The following is a 12251-nucleotide window of genomic DNA, read 5'->3' as shown; positions in this document are numbered from 1 at the left end:
ACACGAGCGGCAAGACAGATCGAGTAGAGGGTCTCGACCCTGCCTCGACTTCCTGCTGAGCCAAGCGCAGAAGCCACGGCCCGGAAGCGACGGAACACGGTTCCGGCTCGGAGACGGTCGAGTCCTCCTCATTCGAGCCGAACGCCCGCCGACCCCTCGCGAGTAGACTCCCCTACCGTGACCGACGCGACCCGCCTCCCCCGAACCACCGTCAAGAAGCTCGCCGCCCTCGAAGACGGGCCGGTGCGCGTCTCCGGCTGGGTCGAGACGGTGCGCGATCAGAAGAAGGTGCAGTTCGTCGTCCTCCGCGACGAGTCGGGCGCCGTGCAGCTCGTGAACCCCGCGGTCCGCGAGGCCGTCGAGGGCGACGAGGCCTCCGCCGCGAAGCTCGCGATCACCGAGGCGATCTCCGGTCTCGCGCAGGGCTCCTTCATCACCGTGACCGGCGCGCTCAAGCACGACGAGCGCGTGAAGCTCGGCGGCATCGAGGTCAAGCTCGAGACGCTCGGGATCGTGTCCGAGTCGATCCCGGAGGCGCCCATCGCCGCCGACTCCGGCATCGACAAGCGCATGGACTGGCGCTTCCTCGACCTGCGCCGCCCCGAGCAGAACCTGATCGCCCGCGTGCAGACCACGTTCGAGCACGCCCTGCGCACCTACTGGATCGAGAACGACTTCATCGAGATCCACACCCCGAAGCTGATGGCGAGCGCCTCGGAGTCGCGCGCCGAGCTCTTCGAGGTCGAGTACTTCGAGACCAAGGCCTACCTCGCGCAGAGCCCCCAGTTCTTCAAGCAGATGGCCCAGCCCGCCGGCTTCGGCAAGGTCTTCGAGGTCGGGCCGGCCTTCCGCGCCGACCCGAGCTTCACCTCGCGGCACGCGACCGAGTTCACCAGCGTCGACTCCGAGGTCTCGTGGATCGACTCCCACGAGGACGTCATGGAGCTGCACGAGCAGCTGATGGTCGCCGGTCTCACCGCCGTGGTCGCCAAGCACGGCGCCGAGGTGAAGGCGCTCTTCGACATCGACCTCACCGTGCCGACCACGCCGTTCCCGCGCATCCCGCTGGCCGAGGCCAAGCGCATCGTCGCGGAGCGCGGCTACGAGGTGCCCCGCGCCGACGACGACATGGACCCCGAGGGCGAGCGCCGCATCGCGGCGTACGTGAAGGAGGAGTTCGGCCACGACTTCGTGTTCCTGACCGACTACGCCTCCAGCATCCGGCCGTTCTACCACATGCGCCGCGAGGGCGACGGGACGATCACCAACAGCTACGACCTCATCTACAACGGAGTCGAGATCTCGACCGGCGCCCAGCGCGAGCACCGCATCGACGTGCTCACCGAGCAGGCGCGCGACAAGGGCCTCGACCCCGAGGAGCTCGGCTTCTACCTCGACTTCTTCCGCTACGGCGTCCCGCCGCACGGAGGCTTCGGCATGGGCCTGTCCCGCGTCGTCATGCTGATGCTGCAGCAGGCCAACCTCCGCGAGGTCACCTACCTGTTCCGCGGTCCGACGCGCCTCCTGCCCTAGCCGCCGCACCGAGGGAACCCCGGACCATCGAGACCGCCAGCACCTGGCGGCTCCCTCGACGGTCCGGGGTTCCCTCGCGTCAGCGCGGGAGGCTCTCGAACGGCACCCGCCGGCTCAACCACGTCAGTACGCCGGTGACGGATGCGAGGACGACGGCCGGGATCAGGAGGAGCCAGAGGCCCGACGCCGCGGCGAAGAGCACCAGCGCCAGCGCGGCGAGCCCCGCGCCGACGGCGAAGTTCCAGCGGATGTCGGTCACCACTCCGGCCTGCGGTCTCGGCCACATCACGACGAGCGCGGTCGCGAGCGGGCCCAGGAACAGCGCGATGACGAACCAGCGCCAGCGCGAGCGGCCCTTCTGCTCGGCGAGGCCGGCGGTGACGATCGCGAGTGCGAGCCAGATCCAGCTGGAGTCCTGCAGGGTGGTGGTCATGCGCCGAGCCTAGGGCGCGGGCAGGATCACCAGGTCGAGGTAGTCGGCCAGGCACGCCACCATGTCGACCGCGTCGTGGTCGAGCAGCCACTGCAGCTGGATGCCGTCCCACAGCGCGATGATCGACGCCGCGACCCGCTCGGGGTCCGCGCCCTCGCGGAGCCGGCCGGCGTCGCGAAGCAGCCGGAGCTCGCCGGTGTACTCGCTGCGCAGGCGCAGGAAGCGCTGGGCGAAGAAGTCGCGCCCCGGATGCTCGTCGGTCGTCGACTCGCCGCACAGCACGGCGTACAGCTCGATGACCCCGGGCGCCGTCTCGTTGTAGCGGGTCTGGCGCAGGATGCCGGCGACGAGACCCTCCTCGGGATCCGGCGGCGACGAGCCGTCGCCCGTGATCAGGTCGCGGTGCTGCAGCACGGCGAGCAGCAGCTCGTTCTTGGTCGGGAAGTAGTGCAGCAGGCTGGTCTGGCTGAGCCCGACGCGGTCGGCGACGTCCTGCAGCGAGCCGCGGGCGTAGCCGCGCGCCGCGAAGACCGCGTGCGCCGCCTCGATGATGCTGCGCCGGCGCTCGGCCGACTTGGCGTAGGGGCCGCGGCGCGCACTGCGGGTGGGGACCGCCTCCGTCATCACTGCTCCTCGTGCCTGGTCGGATCGCTCAGCGTAGCGCGCGCTCGGCCCCCGGGAACGAGGGGATGCGGATCGAATTTCGAGCACCTACTCGACATTGTGATAGCGTCCCGAGCATCCGCGGCAACGAGGCCCGGACTTCCACCACGATGAAGTGAGGGACAGTGACACCGTTCACACGCAGACAGCTCATCGCCGCCGGACTCGGCACCGCGGCACTCGGCGGGCTCACCGCCTGCGCCACCCCCGGCACCGTCTCGGTCAACAGCGGCGCGGCCATCCCGGCGGCCACCGGGCCGATCCGCCTCCAGTACTGGGCCTGGCTCAAGGACCTGCAGAAGGTCTGCGACGTCTGGAACGCCTCGAACCCGAACGTGCAGGTCGACGCGGTCTGGATCCCCGGCGGCAACGCGGGCGGCTACCAGAAGCTCTACTCGGCTCTCGCGGCCGGCGGCGGGCCCGACATCGGCCAGGTCGAGATGCGCTCGCTCCCCGAGTTCATGCTCGTCAACGGGCTCGTCGACCTCAACCGCTACGGCGCCGAGCAGTACGCCGACCGCTACGACCCCACCCTCTGGGGACAGGTCAGCTACACCGGAGGCGTCTACGGGATCCCGCAGGACAGCGGCCCCATGGCGTTCTTCTACCAGCCCGAGATCCTCGACAGGGTCGGCGCGGCGGCCCCCGCGACCTGGGACGAGTGGGCCGCGGTCGCGACCGAGCTGCGCGGCGTCGACTCCTACATCGACTGCTTCCCGCTCGCCGACGCCTCCGTCTTCGCCGCCTTCGCGACGCAGGCCGGTGCGCAGTGGCTGCGGGCGGAGGAGGACGGCTGGGTCATCGACATGACCGACGACGCGACGACGCGGGTCGCGCAGTTCTTCGACATCGCCATCGACCAGGACCTCGTGCAGACCGGCTACGGCGCCTACTCCCCCGCGTGGTTCGCGGCGGCCGCCAGCGGGGGCATCGCCTCCTGCACCACGGGCAGCTGGGGCGACGCCCTCATCCAGGGCGTGAGCGGAGGGAGCGGCAAGTGGCGGGTGGCGCCGATGCCCACCTGGGGGGACACGGGCTACGGCTCGAGCTTCCTCGGCGGCTCGACGGCGGCGGTCTTCGCGAGCAGCCAGCACCCGCAGGAGGCCCTCGAGTTCGCGGTCTGGATGACCACCTCCCAGGAGGGGATCGACGCGATGATCGCCAACAGCGGTATCGGCTGGTCGCCCGCCGTCGGCGAGATCGGCACCACCCGGCAGCAGCCGAGCGAGTTCTTCAGCGGCGAGAACTACTACGAGGACGTCCTCGTACCGGCCTCCGAGGAGCAGAACCCCGACTGGTCGTGGTGGCCGGTGACGCAGCAGTCGTTCAACATCCTCAGCGACGGCTTCCGCAAGAAGGCGTCGGGGCTCTCGCTCGTCGACGCCGTCGCCCAGGCCGAGGACCAGATCATCACGGTCTTCGAGAACAAGGGCCTCAGCATCAGGAAGGCATCGGCATGACGACCACGACGTCCCCCGCCGCCGCCGCCGTCGCGGCCACCTCGGGCGGACCGACGAAGCGCAGTCGCGCCGTCGGCCGCGCCCCGTGGATCCTCCTGGCGCCCTTCCTGGCGCTGTTCGTCCTCACCTTCATCATCCCGATCGTCGTCGCCATCGGCTCCAGCTTCACGAAGGTGACCCGCTCGGGCCTCTTCGGCGAGGCCGGAGTCACGAGCGGGTTCGCGGGCTTCGACAACTACGCGCAGGCCCTCGCCGACGGCAACTTCATCGCCTCCATCGGGCGGATGTTCCTCTTCGGCATCGTCCAGGTGCCGGTGATGATCGCGCTCTGCACGGTGCTCGCGCTGATGCTCGAATCGGCGTCGGCCCGGATGCCCGGCTTCTTCCGCGCGGCCTACTTCCTGCCCTACGGGGTCCCCGGAGTGATCGCCACGATCCTCTGGTCGTTCCTCTACGTCCCCGGGCTCAGCCCGATCATCGACGCCGCGAACGTGGTCGGCCTCGAGCCCGACTTCCTCGGCGCGAACTCGGTGCTCTGGTCGATCGCGAACATCTCGCTCTGGAGCTACACCGGCTACAACATGCTGATCATCGTCGCTCAGCTGAAGGCGATCCCGGTCGAGCTCTACGAGGCCGCGAAGGTCGACGGAGCCTCCACCTGGCGCGTCGCGCGCAGCATCCAGCTGCCGCTCATCCGGCCCGCCCTGGTGCTGACGACGATCTTCTCGATCATCGGGACGCTGCAGCTGTTCGCCGAGGCGCAGGTGCTCAAGACCGTCGCTCCCGCGATCGACAGCCAGTACACGCCGAACCTCAGCGCCTACACGACCGCCTTCGCCTACAACGACTACAACGTCGCCGCCGCCCAGGCCGTCCTGATCGCGCTGGTCGCGTTCATCCTCTCGTTCACGTTCCTCTCGATCTCGAACAGGAAGTCCTCATGAGCACGGTCGAGCGCACCGAGCAGCCCACGACGACGACCGGAGTGGTCACCGCCGACCGCCCGGTGAAGCCCGGCCGCGGCCCCGACCGGTCGGCCGGCCGCAACCGGGCCTCGACGATCATCGTCACCGCGATCCTCGTCGTCGTCGCCGTCTACTTCCTCGTCCCCGTCTACTGGGTGGTCGTCGCGGCGACCAAGACCACCGAGGACCTCTTCGCCACCTACGGCTTCTGGTTCGCGCCGACCTTCGCGCTGTGGGACAACCTCCGCCAGGTGCTGACCTACGACGGCGGGATCTTCGTCCGCTGGTTCCTCAACTCGGTGCTCTACGCCGGAGTCGGCGCGCTGCTCGCGACGTACCTCGCGGCCGCGGGCGGCTACGCGCTGGCGAAGTACGAGTTCAAGGGGAGCAAGCTCGTCTTCGGCACGATCCTCGCGGGCGTCCTGGTCCCGGGCACCGCGACGGCGCTCCCCCTGTTCCTCCTCTTCAGCCAGATGGGGATCGCGAACACCTACTGGAGCGTGCTGATCCCCTCGCTGGTCTCGCCGTTCGGCCTCTTCCTCTGCCGCATCTACGCGCAGGCGACGGTCGACACGGCGATCATCGAGGCGGCGCGGATCGACGGTGCGGGCGAGCTGCGGATCTTCCACACGCTGGGGCTGCGCATCCTGACCCCGGCACTGGTGACCGTGTTCCTCTTCCAGCTCGTCGGGATCTGGAACAACTACTTCCTGCCGCTCGTGATGCTCTCGGACACGAACCTGTTCCCCATCACGCTCGGCCTCAACAACTGGCTCAGTCAGGTCGATCGCCTGCCCGAGTTCTACGAGCTGACGACCGGCGGCGTGCTGCTGTCGATCATCCCGCTCGCCATCGCCATGATCGTGCTGCAGCGCTTCTGGCGCGGCGGCCTGACGGAAGGCTCCGTGAAGTGACGACTCCCCCGACGACCGCCCACTACCTCACCGACACCGGTCCGGGTTCCGGCCTCCGCCGGCCCGCCCGCTCGTGGCTGCACAGCGATGCCCCGGCGCTCTCGCTCGACGGGGAGTGGCGCTTCCGCCTGCTCCCCGCCGCTCCGGGGACGCTCGGGGGCCTCGGTGTCCTGCCCGACGGCGAGGGAGTGGACGACGTCGGGGGCGAGTCCTTCGACGACTCCGGCTGGGACCTGATGAGGGTCCCCGCCCACTGGGTCCTCGAGGGCGACGGCCGCTACGGCCGGCCGGCCTACACGAACGTGCAGTTCCCCTTCCCGACGGAGCCGCCCTTCGTGCCGGACGAGAACCCGACCGGCGACTACCGGCGCACGATCGAGGTGCCGGAGTCGTGGAGCGACGCGGCCGCCGTCGTGCTGCGCTTCGACGGGGTCGAGTCGCGCTACCGGGTGTGGGTCAACGGCGTCGAGATCGGCATCGGCTCCGGCAGCCGCCTCGCGCAGGAGTTCGACGTCACCGCGGCGGTGCGGCCGGGCGAGAACCTCGTGGTCGTGCGGGTGCACCAGTGGTCGGCGTCGAGCTACGTCGAGGATCAGGACCAGTGGTGGCTGCCGGGGATCTTCCGCTCGGTGCACCTGCTCGCGCGCCCCGTCGGCGGGATCGAGGACGCCTGGGTCCGCGCCTCCTACGCCGGCGGCGCGGGTCGCCTCGAGACCGAGGTCAGGGTCGAGGCGGAGGCGTTCCCCGTCACGCTGCGCGTCCCCGAGCTGGACATCGAGGCCGTCTGGGCCTCGGCCGACGAGGTCGCTCCGATCGACGTGCCCGCCGTCGAGCCGTGGTCGGCGGAGGTGCCGCGCCTGTACGACGCCGAGCTCGCCTCCGCGGGCGAGACGGTGTCGCTGCGTCTGGGCTTCCGGACGGTCGAGATCCGCGGCGACCGCTTCCTGGTGAACGGCGAGCGCGTCGTCCTCCACGGCGTGAACCGGCACGAGACCCATCCCGACCGCGGCCGCGCGTTCGACGAGGACTTCGCCCGCGCCGACCTCGCGATGATGAAGCGCTTCAACGTCAACGCGATCCGCACCAGCCACTACCCGCCGCACCCGCGCCTGCTGGACCTCGCCGACGAGCTCGGCTTCTGGGTGATCCTCGAGTGCGACCTCGAGACCCACGGCTTCGAGCGCTACGGCTGGGCCGGCAACCCGAGCGACGACCCCGCCTGGCGCGAGGCGTACCTCGACCGGATCGAGCGCACGCTCGAGCGCGACAAGAACCACCCGAGCATCGTGATCTGGTCGCTCGGCAACGAGGCCGGGACCGGCGCCAACCTCGCCGCGATGGCCGCCTGGGTGCACGGACGCGACCCCGAGCGCCCCGTGCACTACGAGGGCGACTACACCGGCGCCTACACCGACCTGTACTCGCGGATGTACTCCTCGATCCCCGAGACCGAGCGGATCGGACGCGACGACTCGCGCTCGATCCTCCTCGGCTGCACCGCCGGCGAGTCGGCGCGCCAGCGCACCAAGCCGTTCCTGCTCTGCGAGTACGTCCACGCGATGGGCAACGGGCCCGGGGCGATCGACCAGTACGAGGACCTCGTCGACCGCTACCCGCGCCTGCACGGCGGCTTCGTCTGGGAGTGGCGCGACCACGGTCTGCGCGCCCGCACCGCCGACGGGGTGGAGTACTACGCGTACGGCGGCGACTTCGGCGAGGTCGTGCACGACGGCAACTTCGTGATGGACGGCATGGTGCTCTCGGACGGCACGCCGAGCCCGGGGCTCTTCGAGTGGAAGCAGATCGTCTCGCCCGTGCGCGTCAGCGTCGGCGAGGACGCCGTGCTCGTCGAGAACCGCCGGCACACCGCCTCCACCGCCGACCTGCGCTTCGCCTGGCGGGTCGAGCTCGACGGGCGCGTGAGCGCGGAGGGGACCCTCGAGGCCCCGGCGATCGCGCCGGGCGACTCCGCTCGGCTCGCGCTGCCTCCGTTCGAGTCGCCGTCCGACGGCGAGGTGTGGCTCACGGTCGACGTCGTGCTCGCGGCTCCGACCGCCTGGGCCGAGGAGGGCCACGTGCTCTCCACCGGCCAGCGCCGGATCTCCGCTCCCGCGGTGACCCCCGCGTGGGCGCGGTCGCGGCGCGGAGGTGCGCTCGGCGACTCCGGCGCGCTCGGCCCCGCTGTGTTCCGGCACGGGCGGCTCGCGTCGCTCGCCGGTCTCGCGGTCGACGGACCGCGCGCCGAGCTGTGGCGCGCACCGACCGACAACGACGAGGGCTCCGGATTCCCGGGCTACGTCGACGAGGACCCGTGGGCCGGCGACGGACGCGGCACCGTCGCGCCCTCGTCCGCCGACCAGTGGCGGCGCGCGGGCCTGGACCGGCTGGTCGGCCGCGTCGAGGAGCTCGACACCTCCGACGGTGTCCGCCGCCGCACGCGCTGGTCGGCCGCCGACCTCGATGCGGCGCTGCTCGTCGAGGAGCGCTGGAGCACCGACGGCGACGCGGTCGTGCTGCGCGTCGATCTCGCACCCACGCGCGGCTGGGGGTCGGTCTGGCCCCGCCTCGGGATCCGCCTGGACCTCCCGGCGTCCGTCGACGCCGCGGAGTGGTTCGGCACAGGGCCCCGCGAGTCCTACCCCGACAGCCTCCGCGCCGCGCGGGTCGGCCGGTTCTCGTCCGGCATCGACGAGCTGGCGACGACCTATGCGCGCCCGCAGGAGAACGGGCACCGGAGCGCGCTGCGCGAGCTGGTCCTGCACGAGGCGGGCTCGCCGCGCCTGCGGATCGAGGCCGCCGCCGACCTGCACGGCCGGCTCCCCGGCTTCACGCTCGCCCGGCACACCGCACACGAGCTGACCGCCGCCGCGCATCCGCACGAGCTCCCGGAGTCGTCCCGCTCGGTCCTCACGATCGACGCGGCCCAGCACGGCCTCGGCTCGCGCGCCTGCGGGCCCGACGTCTGGCCCGACTTCCAGCTGCGCCCCGAGGCCCGCACCCTGCTGCTGCGCTTCACGGCGCTGCCCTGACGGCGGGTCACCACCGTCAGGAGTCGAGGACTGCGGCGCGGCCCTCAGGCGAGGGCGGTGGCGCCCTACTCCTCCGTCGGGTGCGGCAGCGGGCCGCCGATGAGGAGGTCGTCGTTCTCGCGGCGTCGGCGCAGCACGACGGCGGTCACGAGGCCGGCGACGAGGGCGGCGACGAGCACTCCCGCACCGATGGTGAGGCCGACGCCCGCCGAGAGGCCGCCGGTCCCCTCCGTGCTGGGCACCGACGTCAGGCCGGTCTTGGCAGCGGTGATGGCGATGCCGCAGACCTGCGACGCCTCCGGGACCTCCGCCGCCGAGGACCCCTCGGGGTACGCGACGGTCACGGCGGCCGTGCGGCCCGAGACCGAGCCGACCGCGACGATGCAGTAGAGCTCGGCGGTGGGGTCCTCCACGACGGAGTCGCCGAGCGCGAGGTCGGACCAGCCGAGGGCGTCCACCCGCACCGCGAGGTCGCCGGCGGTGAGGTCGGCCCGCTTGCCCGCCGTGGTGAAGGCGGCGACGGTGACGCTCTCGACCGGGCCGAAGCCCCAGACGGCGCCGCGGGGGGCCTCCGCCTGCTCACCGCTGAGCTGGCGCGGCTCGACGAGCACGCCGGGGCCGGAGGAGGACACCAGCGCGAACGTGGTCGTCGCGCTCGAGCCGCGGTCGCCCGTCGTCGTCACCGTGTAGCTGCCGATCGCGGCGAGCGCCGCCGTCGGCACGGTGGCCGAGCCGGTGCTGAAGGCCGCGCCGTCCTCGCGGGCGACGGTGAGCGCCGTCTCGGTGCCGGCGGGGGCGCGGAGTACGGCGGTGGCGACCTCCTCGCGCTGGAAGCCGGCGTAGGCGACGCCCACCCCGTAGAAGCGCGCGAGGTCGACGGTGAGCGCGCCGGGGTCGACGCCGGCGTCGCGCGTCAGGTAGACGGAGACGGCGGGGGTGCTCGCCTCGGCGGCGGGCTGCCCCTCGGCAGCCGGCGCGGGGGCCGCGGCCGGGTCGGCGGAGGAGGTCGAGAGGAGGGTGCGCCCGGGGGCCGAGGCGCGGGGCGGTGCGGAGCCCGCCTCGGTGGTCGAGGTGCCGCCGGTCGATCCGCCGTTGCCGCCCGTGGTGCCGCCGCCCGTCCCGCTGGAGGGCCGAGCCGTCTGCACGGGCTGCTGAGGCTGACTCGGCTGCTGCGGCTGGGAGGGCTGCTGCGGCTGGGACGGCTGCTGAGGCTGGGACGGCTGCTGGGGCTCGCTCGGCTCGCTGGGCTGCTCGGGCTGCGAGGGCACCTCGGGAACGCCGGGCACCTCGGGCTCCGGCTCGGGCGCCGGTGCCTCGGGAACCCCGGGCACCTCCGGCACGGGCTCGGTCGTCGGCTCGGCGGGCACCTCGGGGAGCGGCGGCACCTCCGGCTCGGCCGGCGCCTCCGGGATCGAGGGCACCTCGGGCTCGGTCACGACGGACGTCGCCGGGTCGGTCGGCACGATCTCGGTGGCCTGCGCCGCGGCGGGCAGCGCGAGAGTGGCGACGAGGACCGCGAGGGCGACGGCGGAGGCCCCGGTACGGCGACGCTGACGTGACATGGATGTTCCTCCCCCGTCGGGGTGCGGCGTGCACCCCGGAGACGGGGAGCGGTCCTCCCCCTGAAGAGACTATGCGGGTTCAACCAGAGGTCGAAGGAAATCCAGTCCCCCATGCGAGGGGGCTCTACAACATTCGGATCACGGCCGAGCACCGCAGCACGCACGTGACGGCCGCACCCCGTACCGGAGTGCGCGACGGCCGGAGGCCGTGCCGAGAACTCAGACCTCGAAGTCGACGCAGGCGCGCTCGCGCACGAGCGGCCGGATGAAGCCGGCGACCCTCCGGTGATCGGGGTGCTCGACGTAGGCGTTCAGCGCGTCGGCGTCCGCGTAGTCGGCGACCAGCACCATGTCGAAGTTGTCCTTCGGGAACATCGCGTTCTTGCCGATGGTCATCGACTCGATCTCGGGGATGATCGGCAGGAGGCTGCGCAGGGCGTCCGAGATCTGCTCGGTGTGCTCGGAGCGCTGCACCGGATCGACGGCGTTCAGCTTCCAGGCGACGACGTGCCGGATGGTCATGCGTGCTCCAGGAGGGCTCGGCGGAGGCGGTCCGGGTCGACCCGCCAGTAGGTGTGGACGCGCCCGTCGATCAGGAGGACGGGGATCTCCTCGACGTACTGCTCGTGCAGCTCGGGGTCGTCGAGGATCGACAGCTCCGACAGCACGACCACCGGCGCCGCCGGTTCGCCCTCGAGGCCGGCGAGGACCCCGTCGATCACGGTGCGGGCGTCGTCGCAGAGATGGCAGCCCGGCTTCCCCACGAGAGTCAGCTGCACGTCCGCCATCGGGCCAGTGTAGAGGGAGCGCCGAGGCGGCCGGAGGCGGGCGCGGGGCGCACGTTCGGATCCCCCGCGCGGATCGGAGGCCTTAACGCAGACGAGCGCCCTACCCCGTGACGGGGCGGACGCTCGAGTGGGAAGAGGCGCGTGCCTACTTCTTGTTGCGACGCTGGTGACGAGTCTTGCGAAGCAGCTTGCGGTGCTTCTTCTTCGCCATACGCTTGCGACGCTTCTTGATGACAGAACCCACGAAGACCTCACAACGTTCAGGGGGCCGACCGCCCGACGGACGGCCGCTTACGAAAAACTGGCTCCCGCGAGCTTACACGACGCGGGGCACCGGGGCGGACGCTCCCTCACTTGCGGATGCGCAGCGCCTCCGCCACCTTCGTGGCCCCCTCACTGACGCCGCGCTGGATGTCCTGCACCACCGTGCTGACCTGGTGCGTCCGGTCGGCGAGCGCCCGCCCGAGCGACTCGGCCCTCGCGGCGGTCGGCGCGTCGAGCAGTCCGGGCTCCTCGTCGTCGGCGGCGAGGAACGGGAGGAGCCAGTCCTCCACCTCTTCGAGCGGCGCGTACTGCAGGGCGTAGTAGCGGTGCTGACCGCTCTCGCGGACGCTCACCAGCCCCGCCTCACGGAGGACCTTGAGGTGCTTGGAGACCGTCGGCTGGCTGAGCTCGAGCCGCGCGACGATCCGCGAGACACTGATGCCTCCGCCGGCGGCCGCCCCCTCCGCCCGCTGCTCCAGCAGGATCGAGAGGATGTCGCGGCGCGTGCCGTCCGCGATCACCGCGAAGATGTCAGCCATGCGCCCAGGGTAGCCAGCGCCGCTCCCCGCCGACCAGGGCGGCGCCTGCGCGTATGCCGAGCCGCGCATGCCCGGCGCGACCGGGCGCGCCCGGTAGCATG

12 protein-coding genes are annotated in these 12251 nt (G+C 71.8%); 5 read left to right on the top strand and 7 right to left on the bottom strand.

Translation table 11 applies throughout. The features are described from left to right. Window positions 1-177 precede the first annotated feature (177 nt). A complete protein-coding gene (aspS, locus tag GSU68_RS03945) occupies window positions 178-1533 on the top strand; it encodes an aspartate--tRNA(Asn) ligase (protein ID WP_244259382.1) in 1356 nt (451 codons plus the stop codon). 79 nt (window positions 1534-1612) lie between these two features. On the opposite strand, the gene GSU68_RS03940 is transcribed toward aspS, so the two are convergent. Both GSU68_RS03940 and GSU68_RS03935 read right to left on the bottom strand, forming a co-directional pair. Beyond that, the gene (locus GSU68_RS03940) at window positions 1613-1966 is read right to left on the bottom strand and encodes a hypothetical protein (protein WP_159905798.1); all 354 of its coding nucleotides are present in this window, start codon (window positions 1964-1966) and stop codon (window positions 1613-1615) included. A gap of 9 nt (window positions 1967-1975) precedes the next feature. After that, complete coding sequence (locus tag GSU68_RS03935) at window positions 1976-2590, bottom strand: TetR/AcrR family transcriptional regulator (RefSeq protein WP_159905797.1); 615 nt, start codon at window positions 2588-2590, stop codon at window positions 1976-1978. 164 nt (window positions 2591-2754) lie between these two features. On the opposite strand from GSU68_RS03935, the gene GSU68_RS03930 reads away from it, so the two are divergent. Genes GSU68_RS03930 through GSU68_RS03915 form a run of 4 tightly spaced genes read left to right on the top strand, consistent with a single transcriptional unit; the run spans window position 2755 to window position 8997 of the window. Further along, a complete protein-coding gene (locus tag GSU68_RS03930) occupies window positions 2755-4089 on the top strand; it encodes an extracellular solute-binding protein (protein ID WP_159905796.1) in 1335 nt (444 codons plus the stop codon). After that, complete coding sequence (locus GSU68_RS03925; RefSeq protein WP_159905795.1) at window positions 4086-5033, top strand: sugar ABC transporter permease; 948 nt, start codon at window positions 4086-4088, stop codon at window positions 5031-5033. The genes GSU68_RS03930 and GSU68_RS03925 overlap by 4 nt, the downstream gene beginning before the upstream one ends. Continuing rightward, window positions 5030-5968, top strand: coding sequence for a carbohydrate ABC transporter permease (locus tag GSU68_RS03920; protein ID WP_159905794.1), 939 nt, complete (start codon window positions 5030-5032; stop codon window positions 5966-5968). The genes GSU68_RS03925 and GSU68_RS03920 overlap by 4 nt, the downstream gene beginning before the upstream one ends. Continuing rightward, window positions 5965-8997, top strand: coding sequence for a glycoside hydrolase family 2 TIM barrel-domain containing protein (locus GSU68_RS03915; RefSeq protein ID WP_159905793.1), 3033 nt, complete (start codon window positions 5965-5967; stop codon window positions 8995-8997). Before GSU68_RS03920 ends, GSU68_RS03915 begins: the two co-directional genes overlap by 4 nt. Window positions 8998-9062: 65 nt before the next feature. Here the strand turns inward: GSU68_RS03915 and GSU68_RS03910 are convergent, their stop codons facing one another. The 5 genes from GSU68_RS03910 to GSU68_RS03890 all read right to left on the bottom strand — a co-directional run bounded on the left by GSU68_RS03910 (window position 9063) and on the right by GSU68_RS03890 (window position 12150). Next, on the bottom strand, window positions 9063-10559 hold the full coding sequence (locus GSU68_RS03910; RefSeq protein WP_159905792.1) for a hypothetical protein: 1497 nt from the start codon (window positions 10557-10559) through the stop codon (window positions 9063-9065). Between the two features lie 219 nt (window positions 10560-10778). Continuing rightward, window positions 10779-11081, bottom strand: a complete 303-nt coding sequence (locus tag GSU68_RS03905) for a Dabb family protein (protein WP_159905791.1) — start codon at window positions 11079-11081, stop codon at window positions 10779-10781. Beyond that, window positions 11078-11347: a glutaredoxin family protein gene (locus GSU68_RS03900; protein WP_159905790.1), complete on the bottom strand. Its 270-nt coding sequence runs from the start codon at window positions 11345-11347 to the stop codon at window positions 11078-11080. The genes GSU68_RS03905 and GSU68_RS03900 overlap by 4 nt, the downstream gene beginning before the upstream one ends. A 145-nt stretch (window positions 11348-11492) precedes the next feature. Next, on the bottom strand, window positions 11493-11591 hold the full coding sequence (locus GSU68_RS03895; RefSeq protein ID WP_003792170.1) for an AURKAIP1/COX24 domain-containing protein: 99 nt from the start codon (window positions 11589-11591) through the stop codon (window positions 11493-11495). A 106-nt stretch (window positions 11592-11697) separates the two neighbouring features. Next, on the bottom strand, window positions 11698-12150 hold the full coding sequence (locus GSU68_RS03890) for a metalloregulator ArsR/SmtB family transcription factor (protein ID WP_159905789.1): 453 nt from the start codon (window positions 12148-12150) through the stop codon (window positions 11698-11700). Window positions 12151-12251: the final 101 nt, after the last annotated feature.

This window comes from Rathayibacter sp. VKM Ac-2759, assembly GCF_009834225.1.
GTDB lineage: Bacteria > Actinomycetota > Actinomycetes > Actinomycetales > Microbacteriaceae > Rathayibacter.
This window is presented reverse-complemented; position numbering and strand designations above follow the sequence as displayed.

Bases quoted from the DNA above. Each gene is read 5' to 3' on its own strand.
- GSU68_RS03940 (WP_159905798.1), bottom strand. From the start codon at position 1,966: ATGACCACCACCCTGCAGGACTCCAGCTGGATCTGGCTCGCACTCGCG.
- GSU68_RS03935 (WP_159905797.1), bottom strand. From the start codon at position 2,590: ATGACGGAGGCGGTCCCCACCCGCAGTGCGCGCCGCGGCCCCTACGCC.
- GSU68_RS03925 (WP_159905795.1), top strand. From the start codon at position 4,086: ATGACGACCACGACGTCCCCCGCCGCCGCCGCCGTCGCGGCCACCTCG.
- GSU68_RS03920 (WP_159905794.1), top strand. From the start codon at position 5,030: ATGAGCACGGTCGAGCGCACCGAGCAGCCCACGACGACGACCGGAGTG.
- GSU68_RS03910 (WP_159905792.1), bottom strand. From the start codon at position 10,559: ATGTCACGTCAGCGTCGCCGTACCGGGGCCTCCGCCGTCGCCCTCGCG.
- GSU68_RS03905 (WP_159905791.1), bottom strand. From the start codon at position 11,081: ATGACCATCCGGCACGTCGTCGCCTGGAAGCTGAACGCCGTCGATCCG.
- GSU68_RS03900 (WP_159905790.1), bottom strand. From the start codon at position 11,347: ATGGCGGACGTGCAGCTGACTCTCGTGGGGAAGCCGGGCTGCCATCTC.
- GSU68_RS03890 (WP_159905789.1), bottom strand. From the start codon at position 12,150: ATGGCTGACATCTTCGCGGTGATCGCGGACGGCACGCGCCGCGACATC.